Raw genomic sequence first — 21,528 nt, forward strand, 5'->3', positions numbered from 1 at the left:
AAGTTGGCTGGCAAATGCATCAAACCCTGTTAACTTTTAAGCATAACCTGAAAGCAGTAATTAACGGGATAACATTGAATTATTCCAACGGCTGCTTAGAGGGCTTCAATCGCAAGATTAAACAAATTGAGCGCACAGCTTTTGGCTACGCCAACTTCCACAATCTGCTAACCAGGATTAGATTAGCAGAAAACAAGGTAAAAGAAAAAGAACCAAGCAGTTTATTAGCTGCTTGATTCTATTCATTTAAGCTCTATCAACAGGATTTGACAAAGAGCCATTTTTTTAATAATCTCGCTCTTTTTATTTATTATTGCTGATTACTTTTTCAAAAACTGATCACCAGCTAAATTACGGTAAAAGTTGGCTTTTGTCGTCTGTTCATATGGCAATAGCCAGATATAACCAATGCCGAAAGTAATAACGGAAAGAATGTACCAGCCAATAAAGCTTAAGTTCAACACAAATAATTCCCATTTATGCCCATCCATCAATTGCCGACTTGCTGTTATGGCAGTGGTTGCATGCACTTCTTGTCCACTTTCCACTAAATCATTAACTATATAGGGTGTCATAGCATAGGAATAAGATTTTATCAGACCAGGAATTACCAGCAACAAGGACCATAAAAATTGAAAAATATAGCTTAACAGAAAGTTCAGAAACTCGGGCACAAAACGACTATCCATAAAAACAGAAAAAATGCTCTTGAAAAAGCCCATCCTTTCCCCACGGGTAAAGTGCAAGAACGTCACCACTAAACTCAATAGGAAAAAGCTGCCGAGAAAGTTTACTCCTGTGTTAATACCTAATTGTCCAGCCCAAACTCCGGGCTTAAATACTGAATCAAGCGAACCGCTACCCATAGCGTCATTCATATTATTCATAGTTCTTACAGTGGTATCAAACACGGGTTTACCAAAAAAGATACCAACGAACACAGTCATTACTATACCAACAGAAATTGCCCAGCCCCAATTATGCCGTAACTGGTTTTTGGCTTCTGCTTTTAATTCTGCTCTAGTCATAACCTATCTCCTTACCTAATATATATTAATTTTATTTTACACTTCATTAGTAATATTTAGCAAAAAATATACCAAAAAGCATAGATTTATCAGTATTTAATCTATGCTAATACTATGCCTGTATTGATTTAATACCCACATTATAAAAACTAATTTTTATTCATTATCTTTATCTATATGCTTTTTATGCTGGTTGCTTTAGGCTAACGAGTTTTTTACCTGCATGATTAATATCTGCAGTTTGTTTTGGCTTGGGAGCCAATCTTCACAGCTCCCAGTATTTACGGCTGGTTTATCTGCACATTTCACGTTGCAGAGTGCTGCTAAAACTGCGTCTTTACTTTAAAAAAATATTATGACTTTATTTATCAATATTTTGAGGCATACAAAAAGCCTAGTTCCACCAACATCGGAACTAAGCTCACACAGTGTTTGTGCCGTCATTACTGACCACATTAAAGAAATTTACATTTTCGCTACCGGAGAAAATGATTACTTCCTATGGCGACACAACAGAATTTTAGCATGCAATTATATAAAAAACAAGTTTTAACCAAACATATTTGCACTTCTAGCCTTACGGCCAAGCAGTTCTAGCATAATTTGATTGATTTGCCCTTTTAGCTGGTCAAACTCGCCTTCACGGGTTTTATTTGACTGAATAATTAATATTGTTTGAGCATTATTGGTGCTGCGCATAAAAGTATAATATCCCTGCCCAGCACCGTTAGCTGTTTTAGTTTGCAGCTTATTATTATTATAAAAACCGCCATTATAATAAGCAGGTGGTCCGGCCCGATATAGCAGCATACGACTCTTTTTAGTCAGTAATTTGCCCACCAGGAGATAATGAATTACTTTGGCCAAATCATGATTAGACATCACTACCGATCCTGCACCCAATTCATTATGGGCGTCTTTTAAAGCAGCCTTATGCTTAACCACATCATAACGACCCTTGCGGTAAATCATTCCCGGTACTAGGTGACTGGCAATTATTTTTCCCGGTTTAGACCATAAAAACTCGGTCTGTCTCAGCCTTAAAGGCCTAACATAAGTTTGACGAAATAGCCGTTCATAACTTTTCTTAGTTATCTGACTGGCTATTCCGCAAAGATACACGTAGTTGAGTGAACTATAGTGCCATTTATTCAATAGATGTGGCTCAAAAATAGTTTTAGCCGCATCACAACGAATATTATCGCTATCTGAGATAAAATGCTTGCGTCCTAACTTTGTTCCCGGTTTGAGATCCAGTCCTGCTGTCATTGCCAGCAGGTTTTTTATTTTAACCTTATTCGCGCCCGGAATTTGGGGATAAAATTGACTAAGCTTATCCTGCAAACTTAACTTGCCTTCTTGTACCAAACGCATAACGATTGCAGCAGTCATAGACTTCTGCACAGAATTGATTAAATAACTAGTGTCAGTATTATTGCCTAAAGCATAGTTAAGCATAATTTTGCCATTTTTAATGACTAGAATTGAGCCTTTAATTCCCAGGGCATCAACTTGCTGGCGCACTACTTGCCTTTTAAAGATTCTTTTGAATTGCTTTTTAATGGATTTTCATTAGTTAAACTAATCTGATATGGCTTATTCTGCCACTTGCGACTGTAAAAGTAATTATGAATATTATAATTACGTGGAATATCGGCTTGCGCCATAAACGGCTTTACTGCCTGGTCAACAGCTACCCAGCCGCGCCAGCCTATATGAATAGTATCTTCCATGAAATACTGTTCACCACCACGTTTGGATAAGTCAGTGACGTTATCAAAACCTTGGCTCGCCAGCTGGTATTTAATTTTAGAAACGGCCTTTTGGTACATTTCCTGCGATAAGCCCGTATAATTAGACCATTTTTCATTAATCGGCGGGATAATAAACAACACATTGGTATGCTGCTTGGCAAACTGATGCAACATCAATTCAAAATCACTGTATTCCACCGATTTGGTGTAATTAAAATGACGCTGACTATTTTTTAATTTAGCTAGTACTCTCTTATTTAAGCGCTTCTTATAAAAACGATTATTAATACCAAAATTATTAGAATTGGTGTTTATAGCAGCCTGCTCACTTGCCACTTTATTTAAAGCTTTAACTGAATAGGTAGCTGGTAACAGCTTAGCCCGATCGTTAATTTTTTTGATACGGTCACGCAACTGAAAGGTACTGAAAAACTTATCTTCATTGTTAAGTATGCGCCGCTGGTTTTCGAGATAAAAACGTTGAAAACCGGTCAGCTTTTGCCCGTGAGCAACTCTTTTCATCCCCTGCCTGACAAAACTATTCACTTCTGGCATTTGCAAGAAACGCTTAGCTGCATAGCGGTTTGTCGGTGTATCTTTTTTAATCTCTAACAGAAAATTACAGGCTTGTAGTGGTGAATAATACAGCGCGAAGGCATCGGGATTTTGCCCCATCTTGGTAAACCATTGCGGTGAAACAATGACCACGGCCTTTTTGCCCTTAAGCTGCTCGTGCGTGCTCTGCATTTCCAAAAAGTGCGCTAAGGATTGGCTACCTGGCCCACCTAACAAAAATGGCCGGTAATCGCGGTGATATTTTTGCGCAATTACACTGGGATGCAGCGGATCAAGCCGGGACAATTCACTTGAACCATAAAAAGGCACATAACCCTCTTTATAAGCATCTTGTTTCATTAAGGAGCCCTTAAAAATGGTCGTGGTCTGCGAATTCGCAGCTTGATAGATCGCACCTTGCGAAAAAGTCCGCTCCCACGGCAATAAAAAGATGACCAGTAACAGGACTGCAGCGCAAAGTACCGGGCCAAAAATCTGCCACAGCCGGCGTTTGTTACTCATTTTCTAAATTTTCCACCTTTGCCACAATTTTATTAGGCGTGTCCCATTCATTTCTGTCAAATTCAGAAACAGGTACATCAATTTGGAATTTTTCCTGCAAATTTAACAACATTTGCACACTGGCCATTGAATCCATTAAACCGTTGGCAAAAATATTTTCATCCATTCTGTCTGTTAAATCTTCACCAGTTAAATCTTGTAAAATTGCTAAAACTTCTTTTTTGGTATCCATGATAAAAACTCCTTAATAATTCACTGCTTATTTCCAGCCAAACCATAATTGACTGAGGAACCCTGAAAAAATCAGGAAACTGAAACAAACAACATTAAAAGTAACAAAAATTGCCAGCCATTTCGTATATTTGTTCGATGGCAATTTATCTTTGTGCTTCTTTTTAAACCGCAACCAACAATCATTGATGATGATAGCGAAAGCATGGAATAAGCCGTAAACAATGTAGTACCAGGTTAATCCATGCCAGAAACCCATCACTAAGAATAATAACAGATAAGCTGCTTGAGATAGTCTAACGGGATTCTTGAACAGCTTTTTCTTCATCGCAAAGAAGGTAAACCGCATATAGATGTAGTCGCGGAACCAGAAGGACAAGGTCATGTGCCACCGATTCCAGAATTCTTTGATGTTTTGCGCAATAAACGGCTTATTAAAGTTCATTGGAGTGTGAATGCCCATAAAATAGGAAATCGACACTGCAAACAAGGAATAGCCCGCAAAGTCAAAGAATAAATACATACTGTAGCAGTACATGTAGGCGACTACCCACCACGACAGTTTCAAACCGCCATTAGCCGTACCTGTTATCATTGCTGCTCGCGTAATTCTAGGTAGCCAGTGGGTACCAAAGAACCAGCCCAAGACAAATTTATATAAGAAGCCTTGAAACAAATAACGTGTCGCTAGTTCTAAATCAGTCAGATATTCGCTGCGTTTAGGAGCCATATCACATTCCTTAGCAAACCTACGGTAGCGATCAATTGGGCCCGATGAAATAGTGGGAAAGAATAAGAGAAAGCGTAGATACGTTCCGAGATTAAGCTCTTTAATGGCACCATCGCGGACCTCCATTACAACTTGAACAGTCTTAAAAGTTAGGTAAGAGATGCCCAAAAATGCCAAAACGCCGGGTATCTTAGCTTGCGGAAAAGCAGTTTGCACTTTAACTAAAATCAGAGGCACAATTGCTAAAATGACGGCCAGATAGAAAACCCAGGTTTTATTTTGACTATTTTTGCGCCTCCGATAATAAAGGTAGCCGTAGGTGACTAGCAACTGAAACAGAACGTAGATAATCAAACTAACACCCTGTTGCCACTTTTCCGCATCAAAAATAAGAAAAAGAAAAACTAATGAGAACACAACTTCATAGATTTTTAAGCGGCGTCCCCAATACAGCCCAATAATGATTGGAATTAAACCAATCAACAAATACACAAAGTAATGCGGATTAGAGTACGGCTGCAAGTTAATGAAATTAAAATTCACTACTCGTTAACCTCCTTGATAACCGCTTTAATATCAACCTTTCCATTTTGAGAGACAGGTAATGTTTCACGGTAAACATAGCGCTGCGGAATCATGTACGGCATCAAATTTTTAGTCAAATCTGCTCTAATCATCTTAGTGATTTCTGCTTCAGAATAGCGGTCTTTCACACCATCTTTCAGCTTAATTTCGGCGACGATTTGCTTGACCGTATGATCTTGGTTGTATTTAGGTGCGGCTACCCCGTGATCAACCAACTCATTCATCCCGATATAATGGTTAATTTCTTCCAGTTCAATACGGTAGCCGTTAAACTTGATCTGAAAATCAATTCTGCCCCGATAAAAGAGCATGTCGTGATCAAAGAAACCCTCATCACCTGAACGGTGACTCAGATATTGATCACCCGGTTTTTTAAAGAAAGCCTTAGCAGTTTTTGCAGGATTATTCATATAACCCTTCGAAGTACTCGGCCCGGTAATGATAATCTCACCTTCATCCGGTTGATCGCCCTTAGTTTTATCAATGGTAATTTTGGTATCAGCTTTAACTTTGCCTATAGGCAGACGGTCATATTTTTTTAAAACAGCATCAGTAATTTCTACTTGAGTGACTGCGACCGTAGTTTCAGTTGGCCCGTAAGTGTTAAAAATACGCGTCTGGGGAAATTTCTTTTTTAACATTACCACTTCGTTATGTGGCAGTTCTTCACCGCAAAACATGAAATGAGTCAGGTTTGGATGGTGCTTTTCGTCAAAAGTTTTATCCAGAAAACACATTTGCGCAAATGAAGGTGTCGAAACCCAGACGTTAAATTGCAAATTGGGCAGCGTCTGAAACAACTGGGCAAAATTTTGCGTGACTTCATGTGGCAGAGCAACTAACTTCCCTGCCCCAACTAAAGCGGGATAAAGACTCATCACTGAAAGATCAAATGAATATGGCGCTTGGGATAAAAATGCTGGATGCTCTGGCAGATCAAAATCCGTCATTTCCCAATTGATAAAGCTAAGCAGATTATTATGACTAATTTGCACCCCTTTAGGCTTGCCACCGGTGCCTGAAGTAAAAATGATGTAGAAGTTGTCATCACCTTGAACAAAGTTCGCAGGGTCAGATTCAAAGTCTCCTTTTTCTACATCAACAGGATGCACTACTTTAATAGGTGGTAAATCAATTTCAGGCAGATCGTCAATCGCTAGAAGCGCTTCAGCGCGGGAAACATCTTGGATCATAACTATCCGTTCAGCATTAGAGTAACTGGCAATGGGAATATAAGCATGCCCCGACTTGACACAACCCAAAAAACTGGCAACAATTTCGAAGTCTTGGCCGCCCCAGATCATAACTGGGCTTTGAGGCGAAAGACCTAAATTGGCAATTTTATGTGCCCACTCATCTGAACGCTTTTTTAAATCACCATAGGTATTGGTTTTACCCAAATAATCATAGGCTATACGCTCAGGTTCTTTTTGGGCAACTTCATCAATTTTTTCAATTACATTTTTAATCATATTAACGTACCATCTTAAAATTCATTATAAATAAAGTGAACGGAAGTAAGGCCGCTGTATTGATACAAATAGATTAGTACCAGTAAAATGACGCAATAGATAATTGTCGTCAAAATAAACTTACCCACACGTTTACCACGTGAATCAGTTTTTTCTTTTTTAGCCATAATTTCAGATCTCTTTCAAATATCAATAAAATGTACTATCGAATATAGTACTACTAAAGATTTCCAACTAAAAAAATCGTCATCAACTTTTACCAAATTTAAATATTTTCCTAATACTATTCGCTATTCAGTTTACGGCAAGCGTGATATGCAAAACCTAGAGGAATTGCCACAATAACCGGTCCAAATAACAGTGCGATAATTATCAGAATAAAAATATTCTTGTCTTCAAGCCAGCGCTCACTTAACGCAGTTGTCAGGATATAAGCTGCAAACAAAATTGTGAAAACCAATTCCGCTAAAAAGAGATATCTCAAGGGACTTTGACCAATTCGCTGGTAGAACAATAACAAGTTGGATGCTGGTAGTAAACAAAACCAACCTGAAAAACGTAACCAGAAAGTAATTTTTTTACGGTAATCTTGCTTTTTCATATTTCTCCTTAGGCTTTAATTCTATTATTTGAAATAAAGTAAGTCCAATTATAGCAATGAGACTTGTAACAAACAATTTTGCAGTAATCTAAAATTTGCATTTTTCCTACTTTCGTCATACTTTTTTCACATTTTATAGTTATACTGAAAATGTGATATAGGAAACATTTGCTTTTTTCTTATATCACACTCAACTTTTTGTTTTTCATTCATACTCCTCCAAGTATAATAATGAAAAAACCGAAATGACTTTACAGGTCATTTTCATATCTATCCCTTTCGACTCACGTGCGTTACGTGAGTTTTTCTATGGTCTTAAACAGTTCTAAAGAAATTCTTTACCCTTTTATAAGAGATTTTCTAACTTAACTTCATATTTTAGAGATATTATTTTTTATGTAGTAAGCGAAAGCAAAACTTACTACATACTCCCACTTTTTTATTTCATTCATTCTTACTCCTTCAAAGTAGATGAAAACTAACAGGCCCGCAGATCTTGCGGGCCTTTTTTCTTTGTTATAGGATTAAATTTGAACAATTATTATTTTTCATGATGAAAGGTTTATATTTAATGTTTTCACCCACAATCAAACACTTATTGGAAGAAAAATCAGGTTCTTTCATTATTCCTGCCTCTCGCATCGCTTTTGTTGAAGACGACAACCCTTTATATCACGCATTTATGATTCTGACGCGTGTCAAATATTCAAAAATTCCGGTTCTTGACCGTCAAAGCCGCGTTGTTGGACTTTTAAGTTTGGCAATGATTACAGATAAAATGATGGAAACAGACAACATCTCACTTGAACCATTAAATAAATTGCAAGTGCGCGATGTCATGCAGACAAAATTTGACAAAATTAACTTTGTGCAAACGACTTTAGAAACGCAATTGCACTTACTTGTTAACAACGCCTTTCTACCCGTTGTTGATGATTATGGCGTTTTTCAAGGGCTGTTAACTCGAAGAGAATGGATTAAGGCTTTTAATTACATTGCCCACAATTTTGAAAGCAAGTATCAAGTTACTCCTATTAATAAAAGCAAACGATTATAAAATATACTGTTAATTTATGATTATTTATTACTTTTTAGTGTACTTTATTCTAAACTAGACTATAATAAAAAGTAGCAGGGAACAACGTGTTGTTATTTCCTTATATGGCTATTTGGTTGATATGCTATTAAAATTTCAATCATTTTTAGTATGTATTTTTAAATATATACACAATTACAGATATTCTGAATTTTAATTAGGAAATAAATAACACTTTGCTAAATTAGTTAATAAGTTTTATTGGTAATCCTAAAGTATTTGGAAAAGAAGAACACTAATATGGCAAGTAAAATGATTTCTGAGCAACTAACTTTTTTGGTAAGCGCAATTATTAAAAACTGGACTTATCCTAATGGTCAAGAATTATCGTTAAAAGAGCGGTCTGAATTGGTTGCTCAGCTAAAAGAACTGACCGCAAATTCAAAAAATATGGATGAAGTAACAAAAATTACTGAGGCTTTTTATAGAGATAAGGTAAGTAAAAGATTCAAATCAGTGGATTCAAACTTTTCTTGGATCTTTATGATCTTGCAGCATGAATTAGTATCAGCTACCCGGTTGCATGCTCTTTTGCTAGACTTGGCACGTGAAGAACACTTTTCGGAAAAAGGAATAGAGAAAATTGACCACTACTTTGCTGAAACCGATGATTACGGTGATAATGACAACTTTATTACCATGTCTTCTTCTGACATAATTGATTCTATCGGCAGAACGAAAATCTTTCAAATCACCCCAATAAATGATGACGATAAAAAATCTTCAAAAAATCTTCATCTTGAAACTAACTCAAAACAAAATAAACAAAGTAAGCAATTCAATAAGATTATTAAACTTAAAGATTATTAAATTAATGAAGGTGTTTAGTTCTCCACCTTCTTTTTTTATGCTAAAAATTATATTCTAATTTAGACTTATTCTAAATTAGTGTTAAAATAAAAATTATACTATTTTAGGAGGAAGCAATTAATGAGTTTAAAACGTCAATGGAAATTTATCCTGGTGTTAGTCGTTGGAATTATTGGTTTGTTTTGCCAATTTGGTTTGAAAGCAAAAAGCCTGTTTCAGTTAGGCAGTTTACAGTTCCCCATTCAAGCAATTTTGATTGATATTATCGGTATTATGATGGCAATTTCTTTATTATGTGAAATTGCTAGCGACTTTAAGTCAGGGCGTTATGGTGTTGACATTTTAGCCGTGATTGCTGTCGTTTCTACAATACTAATTGGAGATATTTGGGCCGAATGGATGATCTTGGTCATGATGACAGGTGGTCAAACACTGGAAGATTATGCCACTGGTCAAGCAGATAAAGAATTGCGCTCCCTTTTAAGCAATTCTCCAACAATTGCCAATAAAATAGTTAATAAAGAATTGGTTTCTGTTGATGTTGACCAGTTAACAATTGGAGATCACGTTCTGATTAAGCCGGGCGAACAAGTTCCAGTTGATGGTAAAGTAGTTAGCGGAGAATCAAATTTTGACCAGTCATCATTAACAGGAGAATCAGTACCTGTTAATAAAAAAATTGGTGATGAGCTAATGTCAGGCTCAATTAATGGTAGTGTTGCGGTAGAAATGACCGTTACTAAAAAAGCCAGTGATTCAGAATATCAAACAATTGTTTCACTAGTTGAATCTTCACAAGCACAACCAGCAAAATTTGTTAAAATGGCTGACCGTTACGCTGTGCCTTTTACTATTATTTCCTTGGTAATCGGAATTGCTGCCTGGATTCATTCTGGCAATCCTGTTAACTTTGCAGAAGTTATGGTTGTTGCCTCACCTTGCCCTTTATTAATAGCTGCACCTGTAGCCTTAGTATCAGGTATGAGCTCAATGTCAAAACACCACATCATAGTTAAGTCTGGTCCTACTTTAGAAAAATTAGCTACGGCTAAAACATTTGCGTTTGACAAAACTGGCACACTAACAGAAAACCAGCTGGTAATTGATAAAATCATCCCAGCAAATAAGGGTGCTGCTTTTAGTCCAGAAACTTTGCAAAGCTATGCTACAAGTGTAGAACAACAGTCTAGCCACATTATTGCCAATTCATTAGTAAATGTAGCTGATAAAAAACTTTTAAAACCAGCAACAGATATTAAAGAAGCTACCGGTCAAGGAATCAGTGGCATGGTAGAAAATCATTTAGTCAAAGTTGGTAAATTACAATATGTTAGCCCTGAAACGACAACTGTTCCAGTCAACGCTACTGCTGTTTACATTTCCATTGACAACGAATATGCTGGTTGCATTACCTTTAAAGATCAAGTTCGTCCGGAAAGTGCAGAAACAATAGCACGCTTGAAACGTCAAAGCGGTGCTCATATCATGATGCTAACCGGAGATCATAAAGATGTCGCTGATAAAATTGGTCAGTCTGTAGGTGTTACTGATATCCGTTACGACTTATTACCAGCAGAAAAAATTGCTGCTATTAGAGATGTCAAAAATGAAGATAGACCCGTAGTAATGACGGGTGATGGTATCAACGATGCACCTAGTTTGTCAGCTGCTGATGTTGGTATTGCTATGGGAGCAAAAGGTGCTTCTGCTGCCAGTGAAAGTGCGGATGCTATCATTATGGTTAATGATTTATCAAAAATTAATGATGCAGTAGCAATATCCAAGCATACTATGAAAGTTGCTAACATTGATGTTTTAACCGCTATTACAATTGTAGTTATTATCGAATTGATTGCCTTTACCGGTATTATTCCTGCTTTTTGGGGAGCAATTCTACAGGAAGTTGTTGATATGATTTCGATCAGCCTTGCGCTATTAGCAAAAACCACTCCTAAAAATCCTGCACAAACCGGCATTAAAACCTCTAAGTAAATTTTAAAATGTTTTCAACTAAAAAGCCTGATAAATTGCATTTAATATCTGATGCAAACTTATCAGGCTTTTTTATACAAAACCTAGCGAATTAAAAAGCATGTGTGACAGCATTGAATAGCGCAGATCTCTGGTGGTAGTGTAGACCCATGCTAATACACACCCTAGTGCCCAATAAACTAATATGTATTTAGTTAGTCCGGGATCATGAACATAGCCAAAAATAAAACCACTTAGAATTATCCCCAGCCACTTATTTAATTTGTTATTTTCTTTAAAGAAAGTATTGAAGAATAATCCCCGAAAGATGAGTTCTTCAAACATCGGTCCCACTAAAATAACCATTACCGGATAGAAATAACCTGACTGATGGGAAATTTGATCAAGCAAATTTTGATTGGTGGAAGTTTGTTCAAGACCCAGTCCTAAAGCAAACTGAACGACCGCACTAGCTATAATCAGCATGAATGTTCCTAAAATGGCAATCAATATTTTCTTGAAATTCCAATGTGGCCTGCTATTGTAGTTCCAATTGTTACTTTGCTTTAATTGCATGCGATACAGGAAAAAGACTAATAACAAAGTTATAATTGTAATTGCCAGTACCAGAATAACAAAAGAAGAACTAGTTAATCCTAGTCTTTTTTTTAATTTAAAAGGGTAAAAGTAAAATTGTTGTACGAAGCTGTAAATTATAAAAGCAGCAATCATAGTAATTATATTGCCTAAGAAATAAAAAATTTTCTTCATCATGTTGCACCCTTTTCATATTAAAACCAGAATAGTCAGCTAACAACAAGTTTTCGTGGCATGTGCTACCAATTCATTAAAACCAGTTTGAAACAAAATATTGCCTACTAGATTATTTCCCGGGAAATAACTTTATTATTTTATCATATTTTAATTTACTAGGACTTTTTATTCATCTTTATTATAATAGACTTAGTTTTAACATCTAAGGTAGGTTATTATGATCAGAATTTTTGAAATACTAAACCAGAACCGCTCTTTTATAATTCTATCGCTTATTATGCTGACATCTTTTGCAGTATTTTTAATTTCATGGTTAAAAGAACCACGCAGATTACTTAATGGTATTTTATTTACCATTTTTTTACTGATGCTAGGTGTGTGGCTGACAGTGATGATTTTATCTACCAGTATTCGGCCGCTTATATTAGCTTATGAAATTATAATAGTGCTGTTTATAGCGGCAATAACTTTGATGGCGGCTTTTTCATGGCTGTTTTTCTTGTGGAATGCCTACATTGTATGGAAAAGGGAAAGTCATACTCTATCTAACCTTTTAACTTTATTTATTGGTATCGGAATAATAGTTATTTGGCTCATTGCATTGATTGGTCCCTTTAGAAATCTGCCTTCTTGGGTAAGAATTCTTTTGTATGCCCCTACTGGTGTCTTAGATTATTTACTTTTTGTTGCCTATGATTTTTTAGTCAATCTCACGCTTTATCAAATTGTACCAAGACAGTATGATCAAGACTACCTAATTGTCTTAGGAGCAGGACTTTCACACGGTGAAACTGTTACACCGTTATTAGCAAGTCGCATTAATCGCGCCATTGAATATGCTCAAAAGCAAGTTACTAAGGGAAGAAAAATGCCTAAACTGATCATGTCCGGTGGTAAAGGCGGAGATGAAAAAGTTTCTGAGGCCCAAGCTATGACCGAATACGCTATCGCAAGGGGAATTGAGCCTAACCAAATCTTACTTGAAGATCGTTCCAAAAATACTTTCCAAAACATGAAATTTTCTGCCCAAGTGGCAGCAAAAGATTTTGGGAGTAAAGACTACAGAGCTAAGTTTTTCAGTAATAACTATCACATTTTCAGGGCTTCTCTTTATGCTAAAGCAGCGGGCTTAAACGCAAATGGCGTAGGTTGCTATACTCGTTTTTATTTTCTACCTAATGCTATTGTGCGCGAGTTTGCGGCAGTTTTACTCTTAAAAAAGAAAAGGCACATTGTTGCCATCCTCTTAATTATTCTCTTCTTCATTATTTACGCTTTATTTGATTTAACTGGTCTTATTCATTAAAAAATTTAATTAGCAGAATTATTATCATTAGAAAAAATAAAGTTTGGTCTTAAAAACAACTTCTTTTGGCTTTGCGATTTTATAAATGTTAAACTATCTCTTATTAATTAATTATTAAAAAGAAAGAGAAAAAGACATGCTGCAGTTAAAAGATTTACGTAAATCATATCATGTCGGTGATACTGTCACCCATGCACTTGACGATGTTTCTATATCTTTTCGTAACCAGGAATTCGTCGCAATATTAGGACCTAGTGGTTCTGGTAAAACAACGCTCTTAAACGTTGTGGGCGGACTTGATCGCTATGATAGTGGCGATCTAGTTATCAATGGTAAATCCACTAAGAATTTTAAAGAAACCGATTGGGATGCTTATCGGAACAATTCCGTTGGTTTTGTTTTTCAAAATTATAATCTGATTTCACATTTATCAATCATTGCTAACGTCGAATTAGGAATGAATCTGTCTGGCGTTTCGGCTGCGGAAAGACATCAGCGGGCAGTCAATGCCTTAACGCAAGTCGGATTAAAGGATCATATTTCTAAAAACCCCAACCAGCTTTCTGGTGGGCAAATGCAGAGGGTTGCTATCGCTCGTGCTTTAGCAAACGATCCTGATATTCTGCTTTGTGATGAGCCTACGGGTGCTCTTGACACCAAAACTTCTGAGCAAATCATGAAATTAATCAAAGAGTTGTCAAAAGACCGCCTAGTAGTTATGGTTACCCATAATTCAGAGCTCGCTCAAGAATATGCAACCAGAATCGTCAATTTTAAAGACGGCAAAATTTTAAATGATTCCAACCCCTTCACTCCTGAAAAAGAAAAAGATACTTTTAAATTAAAGCGGACAAAAATGTCCTATTGGAATGCTATTAAATTAAGCTTTACTAATATTATGACTAAAAAAGGCAGAACCACCTTAACCGCCTTTGCCTCAAGTATCGGCATTATTTCCATTGCAGTTGTGTTAGCTTTGTCTAATGGTTTTCAAAAACAGATTGATACGACGATGAGCAAAGCACTGGCTAAATATCCTGTTACCATCAATCAAACTGCTACGGATGCCAGCAATGTGCAAGACCGCAATGAATCTAATAAAAATGTCAAAAATCACGGCTATATCACAATTGAAAAAGATAGGCTGCAAGAGTCAACTCACCAAAACAAAATTGATCAAAAATACGTTAATTACGTTAAAAAGATCAATCCTAATTATGCCAACAGCATTTCATATCAGCGCGGCGTTAATTTAAATATCTTAACGCGTAAAAACCATAAAGTTAAGCCTGTGCAATTTTCACCAATCTCCGCTGATTCAAACGGCTCACAGGCTGCTGCTCAGATGCGCATGCAGGCAATTAGTGCCACTGGTCTGGGCTCTTCCGTCTTTCCTACTACTCTAAGAAAAAGCAAAAACAATTTTTTAAAAGAAAATTACCAATTATTGTCTGGTGTTTGGCCAGATAAGTCCACTGACCTGGTTTTAGTGACTGACAACAAAAACAAGCTAAATATTAACATCCTTAAAAACCTTGGTTTAAAAGTTAAAACAGGAGAAAGGTTAAAATACCAGAAGCTAGTTGGGCAAAAATTTAAAATTGTCGCTAACGATGATTATTATCAAAAACTGCCTACAGGAATGTTCATACCGCAAAAAGTAAGCAATTCTATGTATGAACATAGTAAAACTACTCTCCGAATTGTTGGTGTCATCCGACCTAAAAACGAAAATTCTATGGCTCTTTTATCCTCTGGAATTGCCTACAGTGATCAGCTGGCACAAAATATTATTAAGAAAAATAAGAATTCAGCAATAGTAAAAGCCCAAAAGAAAACCACTCAAAATGTGATGACTGGTCAAAATATGAATTCACGGGAAAAGAAGCAAATGATGCAGTCAATTGGTGGCTCCACTATTCCAACCAGTATCATGATTTATCCTAACGATTTTGATGCTAAAGACAAAGTACTTGATTATTTAGATAAGTGGAACAAGGGCAAAAAGAAACAAGATAAAATTATCTATACTGACATGTCAAGTGCTGTAACTTCAATGACTGGCGGATTGCTAAATGGTATTACTACCGTCTTAGTTGCTTTTGCCGCTATTTCTTTAGTAACCTCAATGATCATGATTGGAATTTTAACTTATACTTCTGTTTTGGAAAGAACCAAAGAAATTGGTATTTTGAAGGCCTTAGGTGCACGCAAAAAAGATATCACCCGTGTCTTTGATGCAGAAACATTTATATTAGGTATCTTTTCCGGCGTGTTAGGCGTATTCATTGCCTGGCTGCTGGTATTCCCGATTAACTCTGTTCTCTACTCCATTACGGACCTATCTAATGTGGCACAACTAAATCCGGTGCACGCAGTGGTATTAGTTATTATTTCCACTATTTTGACAATGGTTGGTGGACATTTGCCTGCGCGTATGGCAGCCAAAAAGGATGCAGCAATTGCATTAAGAAGTGAATAATTAATAATTGCTAATGAGTTCAATTAACGTGTGTTTCACATGTAACATTAATTGAACTTTTTTTATATTTAAAAAATAGTAATTAATGCACTTTATACCAGTTGACAAATTGGCATATACCAATTTATAATTAAGGTAACAAACATGGAGGCGTAAATAAAATGAAAGTAATTATTACAAGTGACAAGTCTAATGGTAGTAAAAAGGGCTTTGAAATTTTTGAAAAAAGTATCGCTAATGGTGCCAAAGTCATTGGCTTAGCAACTGGCTCTACTCCTGTTGCTTTATACCAAGAATGGGTTAAGAGCGACATGGATACGAGTAACCTAACCAGCATCAACCTTGATGAATATGTTGGTTTAGCTCCTGACAATGACCAAAGCTACCATTACTTTATGCAAAAATACTTATTCAATGAAAAGCCATTTAAGAAGACTTATGTTCCAGATGGTATTAAAGCAATCAAGGATCCTGAAGGAGCTTCAGACGATTACAATAAGATAATTGCAGAGAATCCAATTGATATCCAGTTATTAGGCATTGGTAGAAATGGACATATTGCCTTTAACGAACCGGGAACATCATTTGATTCCGTTACCCACGAAGTAAAACTGACAGACAATACTATTAAAGCTAACTCACGTTTCTTTGATAACATTGATGATGTGCCAAAGACTGCAATTTGTATGGGAATAGCTAACATTATGTCTGCAAAAGAAATTGTGGTAATGGCATTTGGCGACAATAAAGCTGATGCTGTGGCTAAAATGGTTGAAGGTCCAGTAACAGAAGATGTACCTGCTTCAGTTTTGCAACAACATCAAAATGTCACTGTAATTGTTGATCAGGCTGCAGCAAGCAAGTTAAGTGCTAAATATCAAAAATAATCAGTTCGTTTTTGGAAATAAAGGCGGTGCTTTACGGCACCGCTTTTTGTGTGTAAAAAAGCGCAAACTGTTAATGTATATATATGGAGCATATTGTTAGTCTGTTAAAATAATCAGTATTATTATTAAGGTGAACACTGAGAGGATGGTGATAAGTTGAAAAGAATTAAGAAATGGCTATTAGTACTATGCATAATATTATTGCTACCAATTCCCGTTTACCTATTATGGGAAACCAGCAGTTTTTGGCAAAAATATTTAAGGATTAAATTACCGCATTTAGGCTCTCTTAATCCCATCTTTACATGGTACTTAATTGGTATTAGTGCAATTATCTTTATAATACTAATTATCAGTTTATTTGTCATCCTATTCTGGCCAGTCCAAAGATACTTTAATCTAATTCACAAACGTGATGGTCAAGTTAAAGTCACCTCAAAAGCTATCAACAGCTTTGTAATGAATTCACTTGCTGATTTGCCTTACCTAAATAATGCTAAAGTTAGTTCCAAGTTAACAAAACGCCATATTAAAATCAAAATTGGCGGTGACCTTGGTGCAGGTGAAAACATTTCTGCTCTACTTGATGAATACCTTGAAGAATTGAAAAAGAATCTAAAGCAGTTGCTGGGAATTGAACAAAAGCCAAAAATTAACATCAAGTTTACCAATTATCACAAAGGGGCTAAACCTGAGAAGCGCGTTCAATAAAGGAGGTTAAGATGAAAGAAGAATATAAAAAATACCTCCCAGAAATAAGCGGTGCTGTAATTGGTTTGTTACTGGCATTTTGCTTTTTGGTACTGGGATTTTTCAAAACTATTTTCGTCATTGTAATGTTAGTCTGTGGCTTTTTAGTTGGTCATTACTGGCCGGTATTTAAAAAGATGTTGCAGAATAAATAATTTAATATAAGGAGTATATGCAATATGGTACAATCAAGTTCAAATCAAGGAAGTTCAAAACCTGAAGTTAAAGGCGATCTAAAATATGATTCAAAGGTGATTCAAAAAATCGTAGGTATTGCCTTATCTGACATTAAAGGTCTTTTAACAGTTAACGGCGGCTTTTTCTCAAATATTGCTGATAAAATAGTTAATAGCGATGACGTCACTTCAGGTGTAAATGTTGAAGTAGGCAAAAAGCAAGTAGCCGTTGATATTGAGATCGTTGCAGAATATGGCGTAGACATTACCAAACTATATGATCAAATTAAAGAAAAGATCCAAGAAAAAGTCAAAGAAATGACCGGTCTTGATACAGTTGAAGTCAACGTTACTGTAGTTGATATTAAAACTAAAGAGCAGCATGAAAAAGATTCTGTCAGCTTACAGGACCGTATCACCGGTGCTGCTAACGACACTAAGGATAAAATCAGCGATCAAAAAGACAAAGCTCAAGATAAAGTTGAGGAAAAGAAGAAAGAAAATAGAGTTAAATAGTATTTTCAATCTCAATCGACAAATTGGAAGTAACTTATATAGTGGCATGTAACTAAAAATAGACCATTACAATATCATGCAAAAAGAAGGCCAGCTCCAACTTTAGAGCTAGGCCCTCTTTTTATTTCTGTAGAATTTTAGGTAATAGCCACATTTGCATAAAACACTATGCCCATAATCTAAAAGATTAGAGTTTCACAGCTTTTTAACAGGTCATTAAATGTAGTATTCTATCATCCCAATTCGATTACTTGATCAAACTGCTTTTTGATTTCAGGTCTCAAATGGTGGGAAATATAGATTAACGTTATGTTGTCCAAATCAAGCAGACTCTGTTCGATTTTTTGTCCATCTTTTTCGTCGATTGCAGAGGTAATTTCATCGGCCAGAATAACTTGCGGGTTACCCAACAGTTGCCGTGCTAGTGCAATGCGCTGCTTTTGTCCACCTGAAATATTGTTACCGGCGTGCTTTAAAACAGTGTCAAGACCGCTGGCATTATCTGCAACAAATTCTTCGAGACCGGCGTGCGTAATTGCAGCGTTGACTTCTTTGTCTGTTGCCTCGCGATCTAAAGTGATGTTATAGCGCAGGCTGCCATCAAAAATATACGCGGATTGGTCAATGTAAGCAATCTGCTTGTGCAGCGAACTTAAATTAAGCTCACGGTATTCATTGTCATCCCAGGTAAGTGATCCCTGGTAGCCGGTTAACAAACCGCCGATTAATTTTACGAGGGTCGACTTACCGCAGCCTGACGGTCCAACAATAGCTACCCGTTCTCCTCGCTTAATGCTGCCGGCAACATTCGTTAAAATAGGTCTATCACTATTGGGGTAGCTGAATGAAAGGTCGCTAAATGCGATTTGCTGGGTCAAAGGAGCAGCATCCCTGTCCCCTGTCTTCTTGTGCGCATTAGCTAGTTTATTGTACTTGTCAAAAATAGGCTGCACGGCCCGAATTGAAGTTAGATCAATGCTGATTTCTGTCAAGCTGCCAAAAACGTTACCGGACAATGAACCAACAATTAAAATAGCACCGATAGGAAGCTGGTTGCGAAACGCCAGATATCCAGATTCAATGGTTAAAATAGTTTGAGCAGATATACTTATCAGGTTAATTAGTGAATTAGAAAAGGACATTTCCGTAATATAATTAACCCGTGCCCTTCCTGCCTTATCTGATGCGGCATAAACTATCTTATTGAGCAATTTTTGTTGACCAAGCGTGAGCAGGTTGACAAAACCCTCAAGAGCATCGGTTGCCTTTGCCGTTAACACCTCATTTTGACTACTTTGTTTTTGCGATAACTCCTCCAACTTTTTCTTAAAAAGACGGGGAAATAAAATCATAACAACAGCAAAAACCAAAGTGGTGACAAATAAGAGTGGATGATAAGAAAGCAGGATGACACTGGCAATAATACCTAAGAGTGCACTGCTATATGTTTGCTCTAAACTGAAAAAGCCATCTTGATTAATTTGGTTAATATCATTAGTAAACCAAGAGACATAGTCAGCTTCCGTATGGTTGTTAAAGCTTTCATACTCTTGACGACCAATTACATGGGCTAATGAACTCCTAATAGAATTATCAACAGCCCTGATAATTACAGCGGAATACCGTGAACTACAAAAAAAGAAAATTAGGAAAAAGCCCCAGCTAAGCAAATTTAAACCTGTATCAACAATAAAGCCCTTTAAACTGTGCTGTGTCAAAGCAGTAAGTGCATTACCTTGAAAAATGCTGGCACCAATTTGCGCTAAATTCCGCCCAAAATATAAAATAGCCAGAATGACATACATACCTGAATTACGTTTAACGTAGGTCCAAAGCGAAAATTTTGCTACAGTGTTGTCCATGATTTACTTCCTGTCTAAATCCCTATTTTCAGGGTTAATACTAAAATGACATATCTTCTTGAGAGAAACAGTTTGCAAAGAACATTAATCTTTGACCTATTTCAAAGCTGTAGGCTCTTAAATAATTTAATTATTATTGGAAGTTTTAATAGTTTTTGTATTCTTCCTAAAAAGCCCGTCGTATCATTTACAGCATGAAACATATCAGTATACCTTTTTATTTGAAGTATTCGCTGTTTCTTTTATAATCTACTTATCATTTTATGTTTTTACTAACATAAATGCAATTTATTTTTAATTTTTTAGTTTAGAGTTGGCTTATCACGGCAGTATATAAATATTACGAACAATTTTTCGGGACTGAAAAAAGGCAAAATATTCTGCTTTATAAGCGCAAAATCATCTATCATAATTAAATCAATTTAAACCAGGAATTATTGTTTATTACAGCATTAAAAGAATTAAAGTACGGACTAAAGGGATTGATACCTAATAATATCGCTAACATGTCCTAGCAAATTAAGACTTTCCAGTCCGAATTTTAAAATTGGCTTTGTTAATTTTTAATTTTAGTTCCACGTGTAACATTTAACTTAAGCAACAATTTAGTTACTTTATCAAAGCTTAATTTTTTATTCTGTATTATACAAAATCACTTGACTTTTAAGACACAATTTAAATTTACTTTTTGCTTGTATACCACTATATCTCGTATTAAACTAGATAAGAATCTATATGTTGTATTTAATATTTAAGAAAGAACGTGATCCAAGTTATTGTTTTAAGTGGGCCAATTGGAGCCGGTAAATCCAGTTTAACTAGTATTTTAGCTGAGCACTTAGGTACACAAGCTTTTTACGAGGGAGTAGATAATAATCCTGTTCTTCCTTTATATTACCAAGACATGAAACGCTATACTTTTTTGCTTAACATTTACTTGCTTAACCACCGTTTAGCACAAATTAACCAAGCAATTCGAGAAAAAAATAGTGTTTCAGACCGTTCAATCTATGAAGATGCACTCTTTTTCAAAATGAATGCAGACAGCAAAGTGGCTGATCCAACTGAATTTAAGATATATGATAGTCTACTTGAAAATATGATGGAAGATACCCCCGGTAATCCCAGCAAAAAGCCTGATTTATTGATTTACATTCACGTTTCTTTAGACACTATGCTTAAACGCATTAAAAAACGTGGACGTTCATTTGAACAAATCAGTACTGATCCTAGTTTAAAAGACTACTATGCCAGGTTAATTAAGTATTATGAACCATGGTATGAAAATTATGATGCATCTCCTAAGATTAAAATCGACGGGGATAAATACGATTTTATCTGCGATGAAGATGCCAAAAAAGAAGTTTTACGTCAGATTGATGACAAATTGCATGCAATAGGCAATTTAGAATAGAGAAGG

Annotated in this window: 21 protein-coding genes; 11 read left to right on the top strand and 10 right to left on the bottom strand. The window is 36.1% G+C overall.

Annotated elements, in window-relative coordinates; translation table 11 throughout:
* Positions 1-236, top strand: a 236-nt coding sequence (locus JF73_RS08445) for a transposase (RefSeq protein ID WP_046327816.1), incomplete at its 5' end; no start/stop codon positions are given.
* 84 nt (positions 237-320) lie between these two features.
* Here JF73_RS08445 and JF73_RS08450 read toward each other — a convergent pair.
* From JF73_RS08450 to JF73_RS08485, 8 genes are all read right to left on the bottom strand, one after another.
* On the bottom strand, positions 321-1,028 hold the full coding sequence (locus tag JF73_RS08450) for a DUF975 family protein (protein WP_046327817.1): 708 nt from the start codon (positions 1,026-1,028) through the stop codon (positions 321-323).
* A gap of 549 nt (positions 1,029-1,577) precedes the next feature.
* Complete coding sequence (locus JF73_RS08455; protein WP_046327818.1) at positions 1,578-2,552, bottom strand: serine hydrolase domain-containing protein; 975 nt, start codon at positions 2,550-2,552, stop codon at positions 1,578-1,580.
* Positions 2,552-3,859: a D-alanyl-lipoteichoic acid biosynthesis protein DltD gene (gene dltD / locus JF73_RS08460; RefSeq protein ID WP_046327819.1), complete on the bottom strand. Its 1,308-nt coding sequence runs from the start codon at positions 3,857-3,859 to the stop codon at positions 2,552-2,554. The genes JF73_RS08455 and dltD overlap by 1 nt, the downstream gene beginning before the upstream one ends.
* Complete coding sequence (gene dltC, locus JF73_RS08465; RefSeq protein ID WP_038524744.1) at positions 3,852-4,091, bottom strand: D-alanine--poly(phosphoribitol) ligase subunit DltC; 240 nt, start codon at positions 4,089-4,091, stop codon at positions 3,852-3,854. Before dltC ends, dltD begins: the two co-directional genes overlap by 8 nt.
* Positions 4,092-4,118: 27 nt before the next feature.
* A complete protein-coding gene (gene dltB, locus JF73_RS08470) occupies positions 4,119-5,363 on the bottom strand; it encodes a D-alanyl-lipoteichoic acid biosynthesis protein DltB (RefSeq protein ID WP_046327820.1) in 1,245 nt (414 codons plus the stop codon).
* Positions 5,363-6,877, bottom strand: coding sequence for a D-alanine--poly(phosphoribitol) ligase subunit DltA (gene dltA, locus JF73_RS08475; RefSeq protein WP_046327821.1), 1,515 nt, complete (start codon positions 6,875-6,877; stop codon positions 5,363-5,365). The genes dltB and dltA overlap by 1 nt, the downstream gene beginning before the upstream one ends.
* Before the next feature lie 14 nt (positions 6,878-6,891).
* The gene (locus tag JF73_RS08480) at positions 6,892-7,044 is read right to left on the bottom strand and encodes a teichoic acid D-Ala incorporation-associated protein DltX (protein ID WP_038524754.1); all 153 of its coding nucleotides are present in this window, start codon (positions 7,042-7,044) and stop codon (positions 6,892-6,894) included.
* A 116-nt stretch (positions 7,045-7,160) separates the two neighbouring features.
* Positions 7,161-7,478 carry a hypothetical protein gene (locus JF73_RS08485; RefSeq protein ID WP_046327822.1) on the bottom strand — a complete coding sequence of 106 codons (318 nt, stop codon included), beginning with the start codon at positions 7,476-7,478 and terminating at the stop codon, positions 7,161-7,163.
* A gap of 571 nt (positions 7,479-8,049) precedes the next feature.
* On the opposite strand from JF73_RS08485, the gene cbpB reads away from it, so the two are divergent.
* The 3 genes from cbpB to JF73_RS08500 all read left to right on the top strand — a co-directional run bounded on the left by cbpB (position 8,050) and on the right by JF73_RS08500 (position 11,376).
* A complete protein-coding gene (cbpB, locus tag JF73_RS08490; protein ID WP_046327823.1) occupies positions 8,050-8,535 on the top strand; it encodes a cyclic-di-AMP-binding protein CbpB in 486 nt (161 codons plus the stop codon).
* 279 nt (positions 8,536-8,814) lie between these two features.
* Positions 8,815-9,384 carry a hypothetical protein gene (locus JF73_RS08495; RefSeq protein ID WP_046327824.1) on the top strand — a complete coding sequence of 190 codons (570 nt, stop codon included), beginning with the start codon at positions 8,815-8,817 and terminating at the stop codon, positions 9,382-9,384.
* Positions 9,385-9,504: 120 nt separating this feature from the next.
* Positions 9,505-11,376, top strand: a complete 1,872-nt coding sequence (locus JF73_RS08500) for a heavy metal translocating P-type ATPase (protein WP_046327825.1) — start codon at positions 9,505-9,507, stop codon at positions 11,374-11,376.
* Between the two features lie 72 nt (positions 11,377-11,448).
* Here the strand turns inward: JF73_RS08500 and JF73_RS08505 are convergent, their stop codons facing one another.
* The gene (locus JF73_RS08505; RefSeq protein ID WP_257011521.1) at positions 11,449-12,129 is read right to left on the bottom strand and encodes a CPBP family intramembrane glutamic endopeptidase; all 681 of its coding nucleotides are present in this window, start codon (positions 12,127-12,129) and stop codon (positions 11,449-11,451) included.
* Positions 12,130-12,343: 214 nt separating this feature from the next.
* Here JF73_RS08505 and JF73_RS08510 point away from each other — a divergent pair, with 214 nt between their 5' ends.
* From JF73_RS08510 to JF73_RS08535, 6 genes are all read left to right on the top strand, one after another.
* Positions 12,344-13,435, top strand: coding sequence for a YdcF family protein (locus JF73_RS08510; RefSeq protein ID WP_370567560.1), 1,092 nt, complete (start codon positions 12,344-12,346; stop codon positions 13,433-13,435).
* A gap of 136 nt (positions 13,436-13,571) precedes the next feature.
* Positions 13,572-15,917, top strand: coding sequence for an ABC transporter ATP-binding protein/permease (locus JF73_RS08515; protein ID WP_046327828.1), 2,346 nt, complete (start codon positions 13,572-13,574; stop codon positions 15,915-15,917).
* A gap of 161 nt (positions 15,918-16,078) precedes the next feature.
* Positions 16,079-16,804 carry a glucosamine-6-phosphate deaminase gene (locus JF73_RS08520; RefSeq protein WP_046327829.1) on the top strand — a complete coding sequence of 242 codons (726 nt, stop codon included), beginning with the start codon at positions 16,079-16,081 and terminating at the stop codon, positions 16,802-16,804.
* 156 nt (positions 16,805-16,960) lie between these two features.
* Positions 16,961-17,515: an alkaline shock response membrane anchor protein AmaP gene (amaP, locus tag JF73_RS08525; RefSeq protein ID WP_046327830.1), complete on the top strand. Its 555-nt coding sequence runs from the start codon at positions 16,961-16,963 to the stop codon at positions 17,513-17,515.
* Positions 17,516-17,526: 11 nt separating this feature from the next.
* Complete coding sequence (locus JF73_RS08530; RefSeq protein WP_038524776.1) at positions 17,527-17,709, top strand: DUF2273 domain-containing protein; 183 nt, start codon at positions 17,527-17,529, stop codon at positions 17,707-17,709.
* 24 nt (positions 17,710-17,733) lie between these two features.
* Positions 17,734-18,246: an Asp23/Gls24 family envelope stress response protein gene (locus JF73_RS08535; protein WP_038524779.1), complete on the top strand. Its 513-nt coding sequence runs from the start codon at positions 17,734-17,736 to the stop codon at positions 18,244-18,246.
* A gap of 233 nt (positions 18,247-18,479) precedes the next feature.
* Here JF73_RS08535 and JF73_RS08540 read toward each other — a convergent pair whose 3' ends face one another.
* Positions 18,480-20,108 (bottom strand): ABC transporter ATP-binding protein, encoded by a 1,629-nt coding sequence (locus JF73_RS08540; protein ID WP_052727796.1) that lies wholly within the window; start codon positions 20,106-20,108, stop codon positions 18,480-18,482.
* Positions 20,109-20,871: 763 nt separating this feature from the next.
* Here JF73_RS08540 and JF73_RS08545 point away from each other — a divergent pair.
* Entirely contained in the window at positions 20,872-21,522 is a 651-nt protein-coding gene (locus tag JF73_RS08545) for a deoxynucleoside kinase (RefSeq protein WP_038524784.1), read from the top strand.
* Positions 21,523-21,528 lie beyond the last annotated feature (6 nt).

The sequence above is a fragment of the Lactobacillus helsingborgensis genome (genome assembly GCF_000970855.1).
GTDB classification, from domain to species: Bacteria; Bacillota; Bacilli; order Lactobacillales; family Lactobacillaceae; genus Lactobacillus; species Lactobacillus helsingborgensis.

Coding starts and splice junctions, on each gene's coding strand:
- JF73_RS08500 (WP_046327825.1), top strand. CDS start 9,505: ATGAGTTTAAAACGTCAATGGAAATTTATCCTGGTGTTAGTCGTTGGA.
- JF73_RS08540 (WP_052727796.1), bottom strand. CDS start 20,108: ATGGACAACACTGTAGCAAAATTTTCGCTTTGGACCTACGTTAAACGT.
- JF73_RS08485 (WP_046327822.1), bottom strand. CDS start 7,478: ATGAAAAAGCAAGATTACCGTAAAAAAATTACTTTCTGGTTACGTTTT.
- dltD (WP_046327819.1), bottom strand. CDS start 3,859: ATGAGTAACAAACGCCGGCTGTGGCAGATTTTTGGCCCGGTACTTTGC.
- JF73_RS08530 (WP_038524776.1), top strand. CDS start 17,527: ATGAAAGAAGAATATAAAAAATACCTCCCAGAAATAAGCGGTGCTGTA.
- JF73_RS08450 (WP_046327817.1), bottom strand. CDS start 1,028: ATGACTAGAGCAGAATTAAAAGCAGAAGCCAAAAACCAGTTACGGCAT.
- JF73_RS08480 (WP_038524754.1), bottom strand. CDS start 7,044: ATGGCTAAAAAAGAAAAAACTGATTCACGTGGTAAACGTGTGGGTAAG.
- JF73_RS08535 (WP_038524779.1), top strand. CDS start 17,734: ATGGTACAATCAAGTTCAAATCAAGGAAGTTCAAAACCTGAAGTTAAA.
- JF73_RS08505 (WP_257011521.1), bottom strand. CDS start 12,129: ATGATGAAGAAAATTTTTTATTTCTTAGGCAATATAATTACTATGATT.
- JF73_RS08495 (WP_046327824.1), top strand. CDS start 8,815: ATGGCAAGTAAAATGATTTCTGAGCAACTAACTTTTTTGGTAAGCGCA.
- cbpB (WP_046327823.1), top strand. CDS start 8,050: ATGTTTTCACCCACAATCAAACACTTATTGGAAGAAAAATCAGGTTCT.
- dltA (WP_046327821.1), bottom strand. CDS start 6,877: ATGATTAAAAATGTAATTGAAAAAATTGATGAAGTTGCCCAAAAAGAA.
- dltC (WP_038524744.1), bottom strand. CDS start 4,091: ATGGATACCAAAAAAGAAGTTTTAGCAATTTTACAAGATTTAACTGGT.
- JF73_RS08515 (WP_046327828.1), top strand. CDS start 13,572: ATGCTGCAGTTAAAAGATTTACGTAAATCATATCATGTCGGTGATACT.
- JF73_RS08520 (WP_046327829.1), top strand. CDS start 16,079: ATGAAAGTAATTATTACAAGTGACAAGTCTAATGGTAGTAAAAAGGGC.